The sequence below is a fragment of the Microbacterium sp. H1-D42 genome (assembly GCF_022637555.1).
Lineage (GTDB): Bacteria > Actinomycetota > Actinomycetes > Actinomycetales > Microbacteriaceae > Microbacterium.
In genome coordinates, this window is record NZ_CP093342.1 from 1,159,131 (window position 1) to 1,175,981 (window position 16,851).

General features: G+C 68.8%; 15 protein-coding genes and 1 tRNA gene. 11 read left to right on the plus strand and 5 right to left on the minus strand.

Annotated elements, in window-relative coordinates:
• The first annotated feature begins 13 nt into the window (after positions 1–13).
• Together MNR00_RS05485 and MNR00_RS05490 are read left to right on the plus strand one after the other, a co-directional pair.
• Positions 14–1,168: a thiolase family protein gene (locus MNR00_RS05485; RefSeq protein WP_241928159.1), complete on the plus strand. Its 1,155-nt coding sequence runs from the start codon at positions 14–16 to the stop codon at positions 1,166–1,168.
• A 2-nt stretch (positions 1,169–1,170) separates the two neighbouring features.
• A complete protein-coding gene (locus tag MNR00_RS05490) occupies positions 1,171–1,956 on the plus strand; it encodes a crotonase/enoyl-CoA hydratase family protein (RefSeq protein WP_241928160.1) in 786 nt (261 codons plus the stop codon).
• 23 nt (positions 1,957–1,979) lie between these two features.
• Here the strand turns inward: MNR00_RS05490 and MNR00_RS05495 are convergent, their stop codons facing one another.
• Both MNR00_RS05495 and MNR00_RS05500 read right to left on the minus strand, forming a co-directional pair.
• On the minus strand, positions 1,980–3,641 hold the full coding sequence (locus MNR00_RS05495) for an FAD-dependent oxidoreductase (RefSeq protein ID WP_241928161.1): 1,662 nt from the start codon (positions 3,639–3,641) through the stop codon (positions 1,980–1,982).
• Positions 3,638–5,491, minus strand: a complete 1,854-nt coding sequence (locus MNR00_RS05500) for a PAS domain S-box protein (protein ID WP_241928162.1) — start codon at positions 5,489–5,491, stop codon at positions 3,638–3,640. The genes MNR00_RS05495 and MNR00_RS05500 overlap by 4 nt, the downstream gene beginning before the upstream one ends.
• 151 nt (positions 5,492–5,642) lie before the next feature.
• On the opposite strand from MNR00_RS05500, the gene MNR00_RS05505 reads away from it, so the two are divergent.
• The 3 genes from MNR00_RS05505 to MNR00_RS05515 all read left to right on the plus strand — a co-directional run bounded on the left by MNR00_RS05505 (position 5,643) and on the right by MNR00_RS05515 (position 8,372).
• Positions 5,643–6,554: a MetQ/NlpA family ABC transporter substrate-binding protein gene (locus MNR00_RS05505; protein WP_241928163.1), complete on the plus strand. Its 912-nt coding sequence runs from the start codon at positions 5,643–5,645 to the stop codon at positions 6,552–6,554.
• Between the two features lie 97 nt (positions 6,555–6,651).
• Positions 6,652–7,713: a methionine ABC transporter ATP-binding protein gene (locus MNR00_RS05510; protein ID WP_241928164.1), complete on the plus strand. Its 1,062-nt coding sequence runs from the start codon at positions 6,652–6,654 to the stop codon at positions 7,711–7,713.
• The gene (locus MNR00_RS05515) at positions 7,713–8,372 is read left to right on the plus strand and encodes a methionine ABC transporter permease (RefSeq protein WP_241928165.1); all 660 of its coding nucleotides are present in this window, start codon (positions 7,713–7,715) and stop codon (positions 8,370–8,372) included. The genes MNR00_RS05510 and MNR00_RS05515 overlap by 1 nt, the downstream gene beginning before the upstream one ends.
• Positions 8,373–8,381: 9 nt before the next feature.
• Here MNR00_RS05515 and MNR00_RS05520 read toward each other — a convergent pair whose 3' ends face one another.
• Positions 8,382–9,320: a pseudouridine synthase gene (locus MNR00_RS05520; RefSeq protein WP_241928764.1), complete on the minus strand. Its 939-nt coding sequence runs from the start codon at positions 9,318–9,320 to the stop codon at positions 8,382–8,384.
• 16 nt (positions 9,321–9,336) lie between these two features.
• Complete coding sequence (locus tag MNR00_RS05525; protein ID WP_241928166.1) at positions 9,337–9,831, minus strand: MarR family transcriptional regulator; 495 nt, start codon at positions 9,829–9,831, stop codon at positions 9,337–9,339.
• Between the two features lie 102 nt (positions 9,832–9,933).
• Here MNR00_RS05525 and MNR00_RS05530 point away from each other — a divergent pair.
• The 6 genes from MNR00_RS05530 to MNR00_RS05555 all read left to right on the plus strand — a co-directional run bounded on the left by MNR00_RS05530 (position 9,934) and on the right by MNR00_RS05555 (position 15,349).
• Positions 9,934–10,005: transfer RNA gene (locus MNR00_RS05530), tRNA-Gln, on the plus strand.
• A 1-nt stretch (position 10,006) separates the two neighbouring features.
• Entirely contained in the window at positions 10,007–11,437 is a 1,431-nt protein-coding gene (gene glmU, locus MNR00_RS05535; protein ID WP_241928167.1) for a bifunctional UDP-N-acetylglucosamine diphosphorylase/glucosamine-1-phosphate N-acetyltransferase GlmU, read from the plus strand.
• Positions 11,438–11,448: 11 nt separating this feature from the next.
• Positions 11,449–12,483: a ribose-phosphate diphosphokinase gene (locus tag MNR00_RS05540; protein WP_241928168.1), complete on the plus strand. Its 1,035-nt coding sequence runs from the start codon at positions 11,449–11,451 to the stop codon at positions 12,481–12,483.
• Positions 12,480–12,923, plus strand: coding sequence for an FMN-binding protein (locus MNR00_RS05545; RefSeq protein ID WP_241928169.1), 444 nt, complete (start codon positions 12,480–12,482; stop codon positions 12,921–12,923). The genes MNR00_RS05540 and MNR00_RS05545 overlap by 4 nt, the downstream gene beginning before the upstream one ends.
• Before the next feature lie 4 nt (positions 12,924–12,927).
• Positions 12,928–13,779, plus strand: a complete 852-nt coding sequence (locus MNR00_RS05550) for an FAD:protein FMN transferase (RefSeq protein WP_241928170.1) — start codon at positions 12,928–12,930, stop codon at positions 13,777–13,779.
• 34 nt (positions 13,780–13,813) lie between these two features.
• Complete coding sequence (locus MNR00_RS05555) at positions 13,814–15,349, plus strand: flavodoxin reductase (protein ID WP_241928765.1); 1,536 nt, start codon at positions 13,814–13,816, stop codon at positions 15,347–15,349.
• On the opposite strand, the gene MNR00_RS05560 is transcribed toward MNR00_RS05555, so the two are convergent.
• Positions 15,343–16,848, minus strand: coding sequence for an ATP-binding protein (locus tag MNR00_RS05560; RefSeq protein ID WP_241928171.1), 1,506 nt, complete (start codon positions 16,846–16,848; stop codon positions 15,343–15,345). The genes MNR00_RS05555 and MNR00_RS05560 overlap by 7 nt on opposite strands.
• Between the last annotated feature and the right edge of the window lie 3 nt (positions 16,849–16,851).

The window sequence follows — 16,851 nt, forward strand, 5'->3', positions numbered from 1 at the left end:
GGAAGACAACAACATGCGTGATGCAGTCATCGCCATGGCCGTGCGCAGCCCCATCGGCCGCCGCAAGGGCTCCCTGGCCGGCATCCACTCCGTCGACCTGTCGGCGGCCGTGCTGAACGCCATCGTCGAGAAGGCGGGCATCGACCCCGGCACCGTCGACGACGTGATGTGGGGCTGCGTCGGCCAGGCCGGCGAGCAGGCCAGCAACATCGGCCGCAATGCCGTGCTGTCCGCCGGCTGGCCGGTCACCGTGCCAGGCACGACGATCGAACGCCAGTGCGGCTCGAGCCAGCAGGCGATCCACTTCGCGGCAGCCACCGTCATCTCTGGCCAGAACGACCTCGTCGTCGCCGGCGGTGTCGAGAACATGACCCGCATCCCGCTCGGCACCGCCCGCCGCGGTGGGCCCGGCGACCCGTTCAGCGAGCAGCTGCTCGCCAGCGTCGGCGCCACCGAGCTGAACCAGGGCACCGGGGCTGAGATCCTCGCCAAGCGACACGATCTCAGCCGCCAGTGGCTCGACGAGCTGGCGCTGGAGTCGCACCAGCGGGCCGCCGCCGCGCAGGACGCCGGGCACTTCGTCGACGAGATCGTCGCGATCCAGACCGAGAACGGACTGTTCTCTGCGGATGAGGGCATCCGTCGCTCGTCGACGCTCGAGAAACTCGCCCAGCTCGATCCGGTCTTCGGGGAGGACGGCCGGATGACAGCGGGCAACTCCTCGCAGATCTCCGACGGCTCCAGCGCCGTGATCGTCACCACGAGCGAGAAGGCGCGCGAGCTCGGACTCACCCCGATGGTACGCATCCACTCCATCGCGGTCGTCGGCTCCGACCCGATCGCCATGCTCGACGCACCGGGACCTGCGACCCACAAGGTGCTCGCGCGCGCCGGGCTCAGCCTGGACGACATCGGCACCTTCGAGGTGAACGAGGCCTTCGCGAGCGTCGTGGGTGCCTGGTTCGCAGACACCGGCGCCTCTCGCGCGAAGGTCAACCCCGATGGCGGCGCGATCGCGCTCGGGCATCCGCTCGGCGGCTCAGGCGCGCGCATCGCGACGACGCTCGTGCATCGGATGCTGCGCGACGGCCACCGGTACGGCCTGCACACCATGTGCGAGGGCGGCGGCATGGCGAACGCCACGATCTACGAGAACTTGCGGGTGTGACGATGGGCGCTGACGCCGATATCGCAGAAGAAGCTGTGCTCGAGGAGACCCGCGACGGCATCCTCATCCTCACGCTCAACCGGCCACGTGCGAAGAACGCCATCGATCTCGTCACCGCGACCCACATCGCCGGCGCGCTGGACAGGTTCGACGCAGACCCGGCGCTGCGGGTGTGCGTCATCCACGGCGCCGGTGGCAGCTTCTGCGCCGGGATGGATCTGAAGGCCTTCGCAGCCGGACAGATCCCGATCATCGAAGGCCGAGGCTTCGCCGGAATCGTCGAGCAGCCGCCGCGCAAACCGGTGATCGCCGCCGTCGAGGGCTACGCACTCGGGGGAGGGTTCGAGATCGCGCTGGCGTGCGACCTGATCGTCGCAGGTTCCGACGCGAGGTTCGGCCTGCCCGAGGTCAGTCGCGGGATCACGGCGAACGGCGGGGGACTGCTGCGATTGCGCGAGCGGGTGCCGTACCACGTCGCGATGGAGCTGATCCTCACCGGTCGGATGCTGGGCGCCGCCGAGGCGGCTGAACTGCATCTGGTCAACAGGATGGTCGAGCCGGGGACAGCACTGGAGGGTGCGCTGGAACTCGCCGCCGCGATCGTGCGGAACGCGCCACTGGCGCTGCAGGTCTCCAAGGCCGTATTCACCCGATCAGCGGAGTGGCCGCTCGATGAGCGATTCGCCCGACAGCGCGAGGCGACGGCGGTGATCCGCGGGTCGAACGATGCCAAGGAGGGTGCGCGCGCCTTCGTCGAGAAGCGCGACCCGGTCTGGACCGGCAACTGAGCGCGTCGTCAGGTGCCGCGTGCTCAGGTGCGCAGCACCTGGTGCACGAACTGCACGGCCACGGATCCCTCGCCGACCGCTGAGGCGACGCGCTTGACGGACTGCGCCCGCACATCGCCGACGGCGAAGACCCCAGGCACACTCGTCTCGTACAGGAACGGGTCCCGCTCGCCCTCGGCCGTGCGGTAGCGGCGCTCGCCGAGAGCAGGCCCGGTGGAGATGAAGCCGCGCTCGTCACGGCCGATCTGGGCCGGCAGCCAGTCGGTGCGGGGGACAGCGCCGATGAAGACGAACATGCTCGACGCATCCAGCGACCACTCGGCGTCCTCGGCGACGCCGGCGACGGTGACACGCTCCAAGCGCTCATCGCCGTGCACTTCGCGCACCACCGTGCCGCACTGCACCGTGATGTTCGGGCGCGCCTCGATCTGGTCGACGAGGTAGCTCGACATCTTCGCTCCCAGATCGCCGGCGCGGCAGAGGATCGTCACCGAGCGGGCGTGCGCAGAGAAGAACACCGCGGCCTGGCCTGCCGAATTCGCGCCGCCGACGATGACGATGTCCTCGCCCTCGACAGTGTCGCGCTCGCTGAGAGCTGCGCCGTAGTAGATTCCGCGGCCCTCCAGCCGGTCGCTGCCCGGCACGTCAAGGCTGCGGTACGAGACGCCGCAGGCCAGGATCAGCGCGCCTGCGGTGATGCTCTGACCGTCCGACAGCTCGAGTGCGGGGTACGGACCCGACAGATCCAGAGCGGTGACGGCCGCCGGCGCCAGCACGTCGACCTCGAACCGCCGGGCTTGCGTCACTGCGCGCCGCGCCAGGTCAGCGCCGGCGATGCCGTTCGGGAAGCCGAGGTAGTTCTCGATCCGCGAGGACTGCCCGGCCTGCCCGCCGGGAACCAGCTGCTCGACGAGCACCGTGCGCAGCCCCTCGCTGGCGCCGTACACGGCCGCAGCGAGACCTGCAGGACCTGCACCGACGATCGCCAGGTCGAACGTCTCGCCGTCTGAACGCGTGCGGTGCCCGAGCGCCGCCGCCAGGGCCGCGACGTCTGGGGCAGCGAGCTGGATGCCCGATGGCGTGATCACCAACGGCAGAGCGCCCTCTCCGGCGGCGTCGCGCAGCATCCGCGCCTCAGCGCTGCTGTCGACATCGAGCCACAGCATCGGGATCTGATTCCGCTGCAGGTAGTCGCGGATCACATGCGTCGCCGGTGACCAGCGACTGCCGACCACTCGCGTGACGAGGTCTTCAGGCTGGTGGGCCGCGTGCCAGTCGAGCAGCAGGTCGTCGATGATCGGGAACAGCCGCTCCTCGGGAGGGTCCCATGGCTTGAGGATGTAATAGTCCAGGTGCAGCTCGTTGATCGCGCCGATCGCGACCTCGGTGTCGGCGTACGCGGTCAGCAGCACCGTGCGCACGCCGTCGAACAGCTCAGATGCTGCGCGCAGCACCTCGGTGCCGCTCACCTCCGGCATCCGCTGGTCGGAGATCACGACCGCCACCGCCTCGCCACGCAGCTTCAACTGCTGAAGAGCTGCGATCGCCTCAGCGCCGCCGCTCGCGGTGACCACGCGGTAGTCGCGCCCGTAGCGTCCGCGCAGGTCGGCGTGCACGGCGGTGAGCACGGCGGGGTCGTCGTCCACGGCGAGGATCGATGGGCGGCGGGCTGGTGCGTCGGTCATCGCGCACCCGCTTCCGTCGCAGCGACCTCGGCGTCGGTCGTCGCAGTGTCTGTCGCCTCGGGGCGTCGCAGCGGCAGATGCACCCGGAACACCGTGCGCCCCTGGTGCGAGTCGACGTCGATCGTGCCGCCGGAGCCGCGGATGATGTTGAACGAGATGTTCAGTCCGAGCCCGGTGCCGTGACCAGGACCCTTCGTCGTGAAGAACGGGTCGAAGACCTTGCCGACGATCTCGGGTGGGATGCCGGGGCCGTCGTCCTCGATCTCGACGAGCACCCCGTCGTCGGCCGAGCTGGTGCGGATCGTGAGATGCCCTGTGCCGTGCATGGCGTCGACCGCGTTGTCGATCAGGTTCGTCCAGACCTGATTCAGCTCGCTGCCGATCGCGTCGATGCGCGGCACGTCGGTGCCGTAGCGGCGATCTACCTCGATTCCTGCCCGCAGCTTGGCCTGCAGCATCACCAGGGTGTTGTCGAGACCCTCATGCACGTCGAGATCCTGCACTGGCGCGCGGTCCATGAAGCTGTAGCCCTTCAGCGCGTTCACGATCTGCGAGATCCGACTGGCGCCGTGCCCGATCTGCTCGAGCAGCTCGGCTGCCGAGTACGAGTGCGCGATCACCGTCAGCAGCGGCTGCAGCTGGGCGGGCTGCACCGACGCCGCCAGTTCATCCAGAGCGTCGGCGTGCAGGTCGAGCGCGGCCAGCGGCGCCGCCAACGTCCACCCGTCGGTCACACCGTGATCACCCAGCCACTGCTCGATCCGCTCTTCGCGATCGCTGCGCGTCAGCGGGTCCAGCGCTGTCGGCTCGGCCGCGCGCTGCGCGCCGGCGGCGATCAGCGCGGTCAGCCGCTCGGCATCCGCTTCGCTGAGGCCGATGCGGCCCAGTTCGGTGAAGCCGGCATAGGCGCGTGCGATGGCGTCGCGCAGCTGCACGGCTCCGCGATGCGCGGCGGATGCCGGATTGTTGAGCTCATGCGCCATGCCGGCGCTCAGCCGACCGAGGGTGGCGAGCTTCTCGCTGCGCACCAGGGCGGCCGTGCGCTCGGCGACCTCCTCCTCGAGCTGACGCTGATACGCGGCGGCCAGGGCCTCGGACCGCTTGCGGTCGCTGACATCGCGGAAGAAGGTGTGCGTCGCGATGTACACGCCATCGCGGAACCGACCCGTCGCGTTGCCCTCCACGGGGAACGTGTGGCCGTCCTTCGCGACGAAGGTGACCTCGACATGGTCGAAGGACTGGCCCGTCATCATCTGCCGGATCAGCAGCGAGCAGTGGTCGTGGTCCGCCTCGACGACGATGTCCATCAGGGTCAGACCTGGCAGCTCTTCCGGCGTGTAGCCGAGGTGCTCGTGCCACGCGCGGTTGACGAACGAGAAGTGTCCGTCGGGCGTGATCGACTGCACGATGTCGTGCGATGACTGGATCAGATCGGCGTAGCGCTGCTCGCTGTCGCCCATCGCCTGCTCGGCGAGATGCTCGGGAGTGAGGTCGCGGGCCACAGCGCGGTACGCCTGTTCGTCCGGGATGCCGATCGCCGTCCACGCCAGCCAGCGCGTGCTGCCGTCGCGGGCGACGAATCGCTGCTCGAAGTGACGGACGTCAGCGCCGTCGCGCAGATTCTGCAGCTGCTGTGCGGTCGCCACGGCGTCGTCGGGATGCATGAACTCCAGCAGCGGTCGGGAGGTCAGCTCTTCGCGTGAGTAGCCGAGCAGCTCAGGCCAGTCATCCGACAGTTCACGGAAGTATCCGTCGTATCCGGCCACGCACGCGAGATCCATGCTGAGATCCAGCAGGCGCGCGGCAACGGCGTCCGACCAGCGGTCGATCCCCAGCCGATGTGTGAACATCGTCGTCCTTCCCCACGGCTCTGGTCTCATCGTAGAGCGCGCGAAAGACCGGTGGGGTGTGTGCTGTGACGCCGTGTGACGCCTCGATTCAGAGCCTGGACGGCGCGCACGTAACGTTTCAGAGTCCCCCACGAGAGGAAACGGAAACACCATGTCCCGTCGCATCAGCACCTTCGCGGCCGCAGCAGCAGCGGCCGCCCTCATCGCCTCCCTCGCAGGCTGTGCCTCGTCGCCCGCCGCGGATGGCGGCGCCGACGCACCGTCGGGTGAGAACGACGTCGTCCGCATCGGCGTCGTCGGCAAGAGCGACCCGCAGTGGCCCGCATTCGTCGAGGCCGCGGCAGCAGAGGGCATCGATGTCGAGCTCATCGACTTCGCCTCGTATGAGCAGCCCAACCCGGCCCTCACCGAGGGCGAGCTCGACCTGAACCAGTTCCAGCACATCGTCTACCTGGCCGACTACAACGTCGCCTCCGGCGAGGACCTCACGCCGATCGGCTCGACCGGCATCTACCCGCTCGGCCTGTACTCGCAGAAGGTCGACGATGTGAAGGACATCAAGAAGGGCGAGACGGTGCTCGTGCCCGACGACGTGTCGAACCAGGCACGCGCTCTGCTCGTGCTGCAGTCGGCGGGGCTCATCGAGCTCAAGAGCGGTGGCACGATCTTCTCCGACCTCTCCGACATCGACGAGGCGAAGTCCAAGGTCAAGGTCACGGCTCTCGAAGCCGCGCTGATCCCGAACTCGCTGCCCGACGCGGCCGCCGCGATCATCAACAACGACTTCGTCACGCAGGCCGGCCTGAAGTTCGAGGACGCCATCGCGCAGGACGACCCGTCCGACCCGAACGCACTGCCGTACGTCAACATCTTCGCGGCACCCGCCGATCAGAAGGACAACGAGACGTACCTGAAGCTCGTCGAGATCTTCCAGACCGACGAGGCGGTGCAGAAGGGCCTCGCCGAGGCATCCGGCAACACGATCGTCCCGCTGCAGACGCCTGTCGCCGACCTCGAGGCCTCGCTCGCGAAGGTCGAGAAGGACACCGCTGCACAGGGCTGAGCCAGGCCCTCAGCAGACTGCGAGAGAATCGGGCGGTGCGCATTCGCGCCGCCCGATTCCCGCGTTCGCAGCCAGCCCGCTCACAGAGAGATCAACCATGCCCATCGTGACCCTCACAGACGTCACGAAGATGTACCCTCCTGCCGCCAAAGGCGCAGGCCCCGTCACCGCGGTCGACGGGGTCACCCTCGACATCGAGCGCGGAGACGTCTTCGGCATCATCGGATACTCGGGAGCAGGCAAGTCGACGCTCGTGCGGCTCATCAACGCCCTCGAGCCGACGACCAGCGGCTCGATCCTCGTCGACGGCGTCGACATCACGACGCTCTCCGAGCGCGAATTGCGCACCGTGCGCGGCGGCATCGGCATGATCTTCCAGCAGTTCAACCTGTTCTCGTCCAAGACCGTGAAGGCCAACATCGCCTACCCGCTGAAGCTGGCCGGCTGGTCGAAGGGCGACATCGAGGAGCGAGTCGCCGAACTGCTGCAGTTCGTCGGCCTCGCCGACAAGGCGAAGGCGTATCCGGAGCAGCTCTCGGGTGGGCAGAAGCAGCGGGTCGGCATCGCGCGGGCGCTCGCGCCGAGGCCGGCCATCCTGCTCGCCGATGAGGCCACCAGCGCGCTGGACCCGCAGACCACGCACGAAGTGCTCGCGCTGCTGAAGCGCGTGAACCAGGAGCAGGGCGTCACGATCGTCGTCATCACGCACGAGATGGACGTCATCCAGACCATCGCGACGAAGGTCGCCGTGATGGAGAACGGTCGCGTCATTGAGACCGGCGAGGTCTTCGAGGTCTTCTCGGACCCGCAGAATCCGGCCTCGCAACGCTTCGTCGGAACCGTCGTCAAGGGCATCCCGTCTCCGGCCGAGCGCGCAGCTCTGCGCGAGCGCCACGAGGGTCGCCTCGTCACGTTCTCGTTCCGTGAAGGGGACTCATCCCAGGCGCAGGTCTTCCTCGACCTCGCGCAGGCCGGCCTCGGCTTCGAGCTCGTCTTCGGCGGCATCAACGACATCCGCGGTCGCGCCTTCGGTCATCTCACGCTTGCGATCAGAGGGGCGGATGCTGACATCGATGCGACGCTGCAGAAGATCCGCGCGCATGCATCCGTCACCGAGCTCGCGCAACCCGGCCGTGACGAGTCGGAGGCGGAGCACTGATGGACAAGCTCAACCAGCTGTGGCCCGAGTTCTGGCAGGCCGCACTCGAGACGCTCTACATGACGACGTTCGCGCTCGTCCTGGCAGGGATCCTCGGCACGCTCATCGGCATCGGCCTCTACGTCACCCGGCCGTCCGGTCTCATGCAGAACCGGCTGGTCAACGGCATCCTCGAGCTGCTGGTCAACTTCTTCCGCCCGATCCCGTTCGTCATCTTCATCGCCGTGCTGCAGCCGGTGACCCGCGCCGTGATCGGCATCGGCATCGGCACCACGGCTGGGGCCTTCGCGATCGGCATCGCGGCGGCCTTCGCCATCGGACGCATCGTCGAGCAGCACCTGGTGTCGGTCTCGCCTGGCGTGATCGAGGCCGCGCGCTCGATGGGCGCCGGCCCGTGGCGCATCCTGTTCACCGTCGCGATCCCGGAATCTCTCGGACCGCTGATCCTCGGCTACACGTTCGTCGTCGTCGCGCTGATCGACATGACGGCGATGGCCGGAATGGTCGGCGGCGGAGGCCTCGGCGCCTTCGCGCAGATCTACGGCTTCCGCCGTTTCGAACCCGTCGTGATGTGGGCGGCGATCGTGCTGATCGTGGTGTTCGTGCACCTGGTGCAGATGCTGGGCACGAAGCTCGCCCGCGTCGTCATGCGGCGCTGATACGCACAGTCAGACGCCAGGAGCCTCTTTCAGGGTGCGCTGCGTGGTGAACTCACGCGGCGCACCGCTGAGCGGATCGATGAACCGCAGCTCACGCGCCAACAGCTGCAGGGGCTTGTCGAAGTCGTCCGGCACCTCCGGCAGCAGGTCGGGGTAGAAGCCGTCGTTCAGGATGCCGGCGCCGAGCGCCGAGAGGTGCACGCGCAGCTGATGCATCTTGCCCGAGTGGGGGCGCAGCAGCGTGTGCACGACGTGCTCGTCGGCATCGATCAGCTCGATGAGCGTCTCGGAGTTCGGCTCGCGCTCCGCATCCACCTGCACGCACACGCTCGCACGCAGCTTCTCGATGTGGTTGCGGTAGACGATCGGGAACGGCTTTCCGTCGAGGGCGGGGGATGCCGGATCCCAGCCCTCCGGCAGCGCTGAGACCGCTTCGTAGACCTTCTCGACGCGTCGGTCCTGGAACAGCAGCTGGTAGGCGCCGCGGGTCTCTGGGCGCACCGAGAACATCAGCAGTCCTGCCGTCGCGCGGTCGAGCCGGTGGATCGGGGTGAGCTCGGGGATGCCGAGGCGGTTTCGCAGCCGCACCAGCGCGGAGTTCTGCAGGTACTTGCCACCGGGGGTGGTCGGCAGGAAGTGCGGTTTGTCTGCGATGACGAGGTCGTCGTCCTGGTGCAGCACCTCGACCTCGAACGGGATATCCCGCTCCACCGGCGGGTCGCGGTAGTACCAGACGAACTCCGCAGCTCCCAGCGGGGTGTCGCGGGTGAGGGCGGCGCCGTCGCTTGCGATGATCTCGCCGCGGTCGAATCTCTCCAGCAGGTGCTCGGGATCGAGGTGGAAGAAGCGTTCGGTCATGTACGCAACCGCGGTCGGCCATGGACCTTCCATCGGCAGGTGCAGCCGGGTCGCGCCGACGCCGTCGCGCACCGGCAGCGGGGATGCCATCGCCATCAGCGCACCCTCATGTGTCGAAGCTCAGGCTCAGCTTGCGCAGCAGGCCGGCCAGCCGGTCGCGGTCGGCGCGGGGGAGCGCCTGCAGCAGCTCGGCCTCGGCATCCACCAGGCGGGTGATGGCAGCATCCACCCGCACCTTGCCGTCGTCGGTGAGGATGACCAGGATGCTGCGGCCGTCGGCCGGGTCGGACTCGCGCCGCACGAAATCGCGCGCGACCAGGCGGTCGATCCGGTTGGTCATCGTGCCGCTGGAGACCAGCGTCTGCTGCAGCAGCTGCTTCGGTGAGAGGCGGAACGGGGCGCCGGCGCGCCGGAGCGCCGAGAGCACGTCCCATTCCCACGGTTCGATGTCGCTGCGGTGGAACACCTCGCGGCGTGCGCGGTCGAGGTGCCGAGAGAGGCGATCCATGCGCGAGAGCACTTCGAGGGGTGAGAAGTCCAGGTCGGGGCGCTGAGTGTTCCACGCACCGACGATGCGATCGACCTCATCCGCCTCGCTCATGTCTCCATTATCGCGTGTCGCGGGCGCGGGGCAGGACGAGGCCCACAGGTCGGACATGGCAGAATTGTCAGGCGGCCACACCCACATGGGAGTCGGCCGTGGTCCGCCGTAGTGTAATGGCAGCACGACAGCCTTTGGAGCTGTTAGGTCCAGGTTCGAGTCCTGGCGGCGGAGCATGTCGCAGAATCCACTCGCCATCATCGTCCTCGCCGCAGGCCAGGGCACTCGCATGAAGTCCCGGTTGCCGAAGGTGCTGCATGAGATCGGCGGCAGGCCGCTGGTCGGCCACGTGCTCACGACGGCGCGCGCACTCGGTGCCGAGCACATCGAGGTCGTGGTGCGACACGAGCGCGATCAGGTGATCGCAGCCCTCGTCGACCAGTACCCCGACGCGGTGGTCGTGGATCAGGACGACATCCCAGGCACCGGCCGCGCTGTACAGGTCGCGCTCGACGCACTGCCCGCCGACTTCGACGGCGACGTGCTCGTGCTCTCTGGCGACGTGCCCCTGCTGCAGGCCGACACGCTCGAAGATCTCGTGGCCGGTCACCGCGCAGCATCCGCCGCCGCCACCCTGCTCAGCGCCCACCTCGACGACCCCACCGGCTACGGCCGCATCATCCGCGGCTCCGACGGCGTCGTCGAGCGCATCGTCGAGCAGAAGGATGCCACCGCCGACGAGGCCGCGGTCACCGAGATCAACGCCGGCGTCTACGTGTTCCGCGCCCCGGCGCTGCGCACCTACCTCGCCAAGGTCGACCAGAACAACGCCCAGGGCGAGATCTATCTCACCGACGTCGTCGGCCTGCTGCGCGGTGCCGCCGAGAAGGTCGCGGCCGAGCTCGCCGCGGATGCGGCATCGACGTTCGGCGTGAACGACCGCGCCCAGCTCGCCGAGGCCGGCCGCGTGCTCAACCAGCGCATCGTGCGGCACTGGCAGCGTGAGGGCGTCACGATCATCGACCCTGCGACCACCTGGATCGACGACGACGCGAAGCTCGCGGCTGACGTCACGATCCTGCCGAACACGCAGATCCTGCGGGCGACGGTGATCGCCGCTGGCGCCACCGTCGGCCCCGACACGACCCTCGTGGACTGCGAGGTGGGCGAGGATGCCGTCGTGCGCCGCACCGACGCCAACCTCGCCGTGATCGGCCAGGGTGCGACCGTCGGTCCGTTCTCGTTCCTGCGCCCGGGCACGGTGCTCGGCGCGGGCGGCAAGATCGGCGCGTACGTCGAGACGAAGAACGCGCAGATCGGCGAGAACAGCAAGGTGCCGCACCTGTCGTACGTCGGCGATGCCACCATCGGCCGCGGCGTCAACCTCGGTGCCAGCACGATCACCGCCAACTACGACGACGTGAACAAGCACCGCACCGAGATCGGCGACGAGGTGCACACCGGCTCGCACACGGTGCTCGTCGCTCCCGTTAAGCTTGGTGCAGGTGCGAAGACAGGTGCCGGCGCCGTCGTCCGCAAGGACGTCCCCGCGGGCGCACTGGCCATGAGCGTGGCCCCCCAGCGCAACATCGTCGGGTGGGTCGAGAAGAACAGAGCAGGCACGGGCGCAGCCGATGCGGCGGCCCGGGAACGATCAGCGGAATAGGCGGGGTTCGCATGGGGCACAAGAAGAAGAAGGTTGCACTGGATCGTGAGAACGGGGTCGCACCCGGCCTCATCGCGAAGACCAAGAAGCGCCTCGTCGTCGCCGGTGGGCGCTCTCACCCCGAGCTGACCGCGGCCGTCGCCGCGGCACTCGGCCAGGAGGTCGCCCCGGTCGAGCACCGCACGTTCGCTTCGGGTGAGATCTACGCCCGGTTCGAGGTGTCGATCCGCGGCTGCGACCTCTTCATCGTGCAGTCCTTCGGCGAGCCGGTCAATGAGTGGCTCATGGAGACGCTCATCATGCTGGATGCCGCCAAGCGGGCATCCGCCAAGCGCGTCACCGTCGTCGCCCCTTACTACCCGTACTCGCGCCAGGACAAGAAGGGCCGCGGCCGGGAGCCGATCTCGGCGCGCCTGGTCGCCGACATGCTCAAGGTCGCGGGCGCTGACCGCGTCATGAGCGTCGACCTGCACGCCGCGCAGATCCAGGGCTTCTTCGACGGACCCGTCGACCACCTGTTCGCCAAGCCCGTGCTGCTCGAGCACTTCGAGAGCACCTTGACGCCAGAGGATCGCGAGACCCTCACCATCGTCTCGCCCGACATGGGCCGAGTGCGCGTCGCAGACACCTGGTCGGACAGCCTCGGTGCACCCCTGGCGATCATCCACAAGCGCCGCGACCCGAAGGTCGCCAACCAGGTCTCGGTGCACGAGATCGTCGGTGCTGTCGACGGCCGCACCTGCCTGCTCGTCGACGACATGATCGACACCGGTGGCACGATCGTGAAGGCCGCCCAGGCGCTGAAGGCCAACGGCGCCCGCAAGGTGATCGTCGCGGCCACGCATGCGGTCTTCAGCGACCCGGCATCCGAGCGCCTGCAGGACGACGCGATCGACAACGTCGTCATCACCGACACGATCCCGCTCACCGAATCGCGCCGCTGGGACGGCCTCACGATCCTGCCGATCGCGCCGCTGCTGGCGATGGCGATCAAGCAGGTGTTCGAGGACGGCTCTGTCACCAGCATGTTCGGCGGAGACGCTTGAGTCCTGTCCGCACGGGCACGGCGCTGCTGAGCGTCGCCGGCGCCCTGCTGCTCGCCGGCTGCTCCGGTGCAGCCGACGCCGACACCCGTCAGGCTGATCCGGCACCGACCTCGACCGATGCCACCGCACCCTACGCAGACGGCACCTACACCGCTGAGGGGTCGTATCAGACGCCCGAGACGGTGGAGACGATCTCGGTGACCATGACGCTGAGCGACGACGTCGTGACGGCTGTCGAGGTCGTCGGCGACCCGGTCGCGCCCGAGAGCATCCGCTTTCAGGGACAGTTCACCGCGGGCATCGCCGATGTCGTCGTGGGCAAGAAGCTCGATGAACTCGAAGTCGACCGCGTGGCCGGCTCCTCGCTGACCAGCGGTGGGTTCGATCAGGCCGTCGTACGGATCAAGGACGAAGCGGCGGCCGCTGCCGCGACGGAGTAACCGGATGCCGGTGTGGCGCTTCGACGCGATCGGCACCCTCTGGGAGATCGAGACCGAGGCGCCGCTGTCGTCCGGCCTGCGTGACGGTGTGACGATCACGATCGCGCGCTTCGACCAGGAGTGGTCGCGCTTTCGGCCCGACTCGCTGGTGTCGGCGCTGCGCGGTGGCGGGACGATCGATGCGCCGCGGGATGCCGTGCCGATGCTCGATGCGTACCGCGACCTGGCCAGGGCGACGAACGGGGCGGTGAATCCGCTGGTCGGCGCAGGTCTCGAGGCGCTGGGCTACGACCCGGCACTCACCCTGCGAGATGGTGTGCCCGAGGCGGCGCCGTCGGGGTGGGAGCGGATGCTGACGTGGAGCAGCTCTGCGGTGTCGGTGCACGCACCCGCAGTGATCGACGTCGGTGCGCTCGGCAAGGGGCGCCTCGTCGACCTGGTTGTGGATGTGCTCTCCGACGTGCCGGGACGGGTGATCGTCGACGCGTCAGGCGACCTGCGCGTGCGCGGTGGCACGGCGCGCGTCGCGCTCGAGCACCCGTACGACCCGACTTCGGCGATCGGCATCGCGGAGGTGACCCAGCGCGCGCTGTGCGCTTCTGCGGTGAACAGACGTGCCTGGGGTGACGGGCTGCACCATGTGCTGGATGCGCGCACTGGACTGCCGGTGCGCACGTGGGCGGCGACCTGGGCGCTCGCCGAAGACGCGATGCGAGCGGATGCCGTCGCGACGGCGCTGTTCTTCGATGGGGGAGCGGAGCTGGCCCGGCGTTGGGGCGTCGACTGGGTGCGAATGGCGACGGACGGGCGCGTGGAGCGGTCCCAAGGGTTCGCAGGCGAGCTCTTCCTCTCGTAGATAGGGAAGAGTAGAGGGTGTGACCACCTCTTTCATGGCGCTGAGGCAGCGAGTTCTCGCGGTGCTCGGCGCCCTCTCGATGTACCGACTCGTGCTGTTCGCGCTCATCGCGCTGGCGGTGATCGCGATCGGCCTGTCATTCACCGGGCTGGTCGGGCCGTCGGCGGCCTCGATCCTGGCATCCTTCCTCGTGCTCGCCGTCGTCATCTCGCTCGTCGACGCCGCCGCACAGCGCCTGCTGCGCCTGCCCTGGCGCATCGAGTCATCACTGGTCACCGCCCTGATCCTGCTGTTCGTGCTGCAGCCGTCGCTCACCCTCACAGGTCTCGCCGGCAACGCGCTCGCCGGAGCGCTGGCTGCGTTGTCGAAGTACGTGATCGCCTGGCGCGGGAGGCACATCCTGAACCCGGCCGCCTTCGGCGCGGCGGTGGTGACGATCTTCGGGCTCGGCACCTTCTCGGCATGGTGGGTGGGCGCGCCCGCGATGGCGATCCCGGTGGCCGTGCTGGGACTGGTGGTGCTGTGGCGCACCGAGAAGGTGCGGGTCGTGCTGGTGTTCCTGCTGGTCGCCGTCGGCGTCTCGGTGGTGCGTCAGGCCGTGCAGGCACAGTCAGCGGGCCTTGCGTTCGCCGTGTCGGATGCTGCGCTGTTCGCTCTCACGCAGACGCCATACCTGTTCTTGGGCGCTTTCATGCTCTCGGAGCCCCTCACCCTCCCGCCGCGGCGCTGGCAGCAGTTCAGCGTGGCCGGGCTGGTCGGCGTGGTCGCGGGCTGGCCGATCCTCGTCGGTGGGATGTTCACGCTCGGCCAGGAGCGCGCGCTGCTGATCGGCAACCTGCTGGCGTTCGCCTTCGCGGTGCGCGGCTCCGTGCGGCTGGTCCTCACCCGCCGCGAGTTCGTCACCCCGACCGCACAGGAGCTCACCTTCCGCACCAAGGGCAGGCTCTCGTTCGTGGCTGGGCAGTACCTCGAGCTCGAGGTGCCGCACCGCAACCCCGATGCCCGCGGCACGCGCCGCGAGTTCAGCATCGTCTCGGCGCCGGCCGACCTGCCGACGCTGCGCATCGCCTACAAGGACGGCGATCAGAAGCATCCATCCAGCTACAAGCGGGCGCTGAAGGCCGCCGAGCCAGGGGCCGTGCTGCCGGTGACGGGCACCTGGGGAGACTTCGTGCTGCCGCGGGGCACCGCACCGGTGCTGATGGTCGCCGCCGGCATCGGGGTGACCCCCTTCGTCTCACAGCTGCGCCAGCTGCGGGCCACAGGAGTCGAGCGAGACATCGTGCTGGTGTACGTCGCCGCCGCGGCATCCGAACTCGCCTTCCGCGCCGAGCTGGAGGAGACCGGCGTGCCCACGATCGTGTTCACGCGCGACCAGCCGGCGGATCTTCCGGAGCAGTGGACGTGGGCCCGTGGCATCCGACTCGATGCCGACGGCCTGGAGCGGGTCGTGCCCGACCTCGCGATGCGCCACGCCTACATCTCGGGCCCGCCGCGGCTCATCGCCGACCTCGCGCCGGCGCTGCAGAAGGCGCGGGGTCTGACGACGGACGCGTTCGCCGGTTACTGAGCCGGCGCTGCGGGCGGCGTTGCAGGCGCTGGCTCGGCGGCGGGCAGGTGCACGGTGAACGTCGTGTCACCCGGCTCGCTGGCGACCGAGATCGATCCGCCGTGTCCTTCGACGATCGCCTTCGCGATCGCCAGGCCGAGACCTGTTCCGCCCGATTGACGGGCACGCGAGACATCGCCGCGCGCGAACCGGGCGAAGAGCTCGTCGCGCACCGCGGGGTCGATGCCGGGGCCGTCGTCGTGCACGCGCAACTCGGCTCCGCCGTCTACGGCTGCGACGGTCAGGGTGATGGTGGTGCCGGCAGGCGTGTGGGTGCGGGCGTTGGCGAGCAGGTTCGCCACGACCTGGTGCAGCCGTCCCGTGTCACCAGGGACGGTCACCGGCTCTTCCGGCGCCTCCAGCTTCCAGATGTGATCGGGGCCGGTCGGCTGAGCGTCGGCGAGAGCCTCCACGGCCAGTTGTGAGAGGTCGACGGTGCCGTGCACGAGTTCGGTGCCCTCGTCGAGTCGCGCCAGCAGCAGCAGGTCCTCGACCAGGCGGGTCATGCGCAGCGACTGGGCCTGGATGCGCTCCAGTGCCGAGGTGGTGTGCTCGAGGGCATCCGCCCCATGGCCCTGCCCCAGCGCCCGCAGCGACAGCTCGGAGTAGCCGCGGATAGATGCCAGCGGAGTGCGCAACTCATGGCTGGCGTCGGCGACGAACCGTCGCATCCGGTCCTCATTGCGCTGGCGAGCAGCCAGAGACGTGTCGACGTGATCGAGCAGCGTGTTCAGTGCGACACCGACTCTGCCCACCTCGGTGCGAGGATCGGCCTCGTACTCGGGCACGCGCTCGGTGATGGTCACCTTGCCGCGATCCAGCGGCTGACTCGCGACGCGCGTCGCCGTCGCGGCGACAGCGCGCAGCGGCCGCAGCCCCATGCTGATGGTGAGCGCCGTCGTGATCGCGAGCAGGATCAGGCCACCCAGTGTCGCGAGAGCGACGGTGGTGAACAGCGAGGTCATGGTGCGCTGCACATCTGCCCTGGGAAGCCCGGTGATCACGACCACATCGTTGCTGGTCCGATCGGCCGTGACCCGGTACGACCCGAAGTCAGGCAGGATGACGGTGGCATTGCGCGAGTCGTGCAGCGCCGAGGTCAGGATCAGCAGATCCTCGGCCGAGAGCGCGGTGCGCTCGTCCGGGGTCACGATGATGCCAGACGGCGGGGTGTTCGGCGGGGCCAGCACCAGCAACAGGCTGTTGCCAGCCACCTGCTGACCGTCCATTGCGTATTCGGCAGTCAGCGGCTCTCCGAACACTGCCGCGGTCTGCGCGCGCTTGGTGACGAGCGGCACGGTCTCGGAAGCTGCGGCATTGACCTGCTCCTGCAGCCGGATCTCCAGGGTGTTGCCGAGCGTGGCGCTGGTGATGATCGCGACGATCACGAGAATGAGACTGACGAACCCGATCACCGCGGCCATCAGCCGGGCCTGCAGGCTCAGCGGACGGGCGAGCATGCG

Coding starts and splice junctions, on each gene's coding strand:
- MNR00_RS05485 (WP_241928159.1), top strand. CDS start 14: ATGCGTGATGCAGTCATCGCCATGGCCGTGCGCAGCCCCATCGGCCGC.
- MNR00_RS05490 (WP_241928160.1), top strand. CDS start 1,171: ATGGGCGCTGACGCCGATATCGCAGAAGAAGCTGTGCTCGAGGAGACC.
- MNR00_RS05495 (WP_241928161.1), bottom strand. CDS start 3,641: ATGACCGACGCACCAGCCCGCCGCCCATCGATCCTCGCCGTGGACGAC.
- MNR00_RS05500 (WP_241928162.1), bottom strand. CDS start 5,491: ATGTTCACACATCGGCTGGGGATCGACCGCTGGTCGGACGCCGTTGCC.
- MNR00_RS05505 (WP_241928163.1), top strand. CDS start 5,643: ATGTCCCGTCGCATCAGCACCTTCGCGGCCGCAGCAGCAGCGGCCGCC.
- MNR00_RS05510 (WP_241928164.1), top strand. CDS start 6,652: ATGCCCATCGTGACCCTCACAGACGTCACGAAGATGTACCCTCCTGCC.
- MNR00_RS05515 (WP_241928165.1), top strand. CDS start 7,713: ATGGACAAGCTCAACCAGCTGTGGCCCGAGTTCTGGCAGGCCGCACTC.
- MNR00_RS05520 (WP_241928764.1), bottom strand. CDS start 9,320: ATGGCATCCCCGCTGCCGGTGCGCGACGGCGTCGGCGCGACCCGGCTG.
- MNR00_RS05525 (WP_241928166.1), bottom strand. CDS start 9,831: ATGAGCGAGGCGGATGAGGTCGATCGCATCGTCGGTGCGTGGAACACT.
- glmU (WP_241928167.1), top strand. CDS start 10,007: ATGTCGCAGAATCCACTCGCCATCATCGTCCTCGCCGCAGGCCAGGGC.
- MNR00_RS05540 (WP_241928168.1), top strand. CDS start 11,449: ATGGGGCACAAGAAGAAGAAGGTTGCACTGGATCGTGAGAACGGGGTC.
- MNR00_RS05550 (WP_241928170.1), top strand. CDS start 12,928: ATGCCGGTGTGGCGCTTCGACGCGATCGGCACCCTCTGGGAGATCGAG.
- MNR00_RS05555 (WP_241928765.1), top strand. CDS start 13,814: ATGGCGCTGAGGCAGCGAGTTCTCGCGGTGCTCGGCGCCCTCTCGATG.
- MNR00_RS05560 (WP_241928171.1), bottom strand. CDS start 16,848: ATGCTCGCCCGTCCGCTGAGCCTGCAGGCCCGGCTGATGGCCGCGGTG.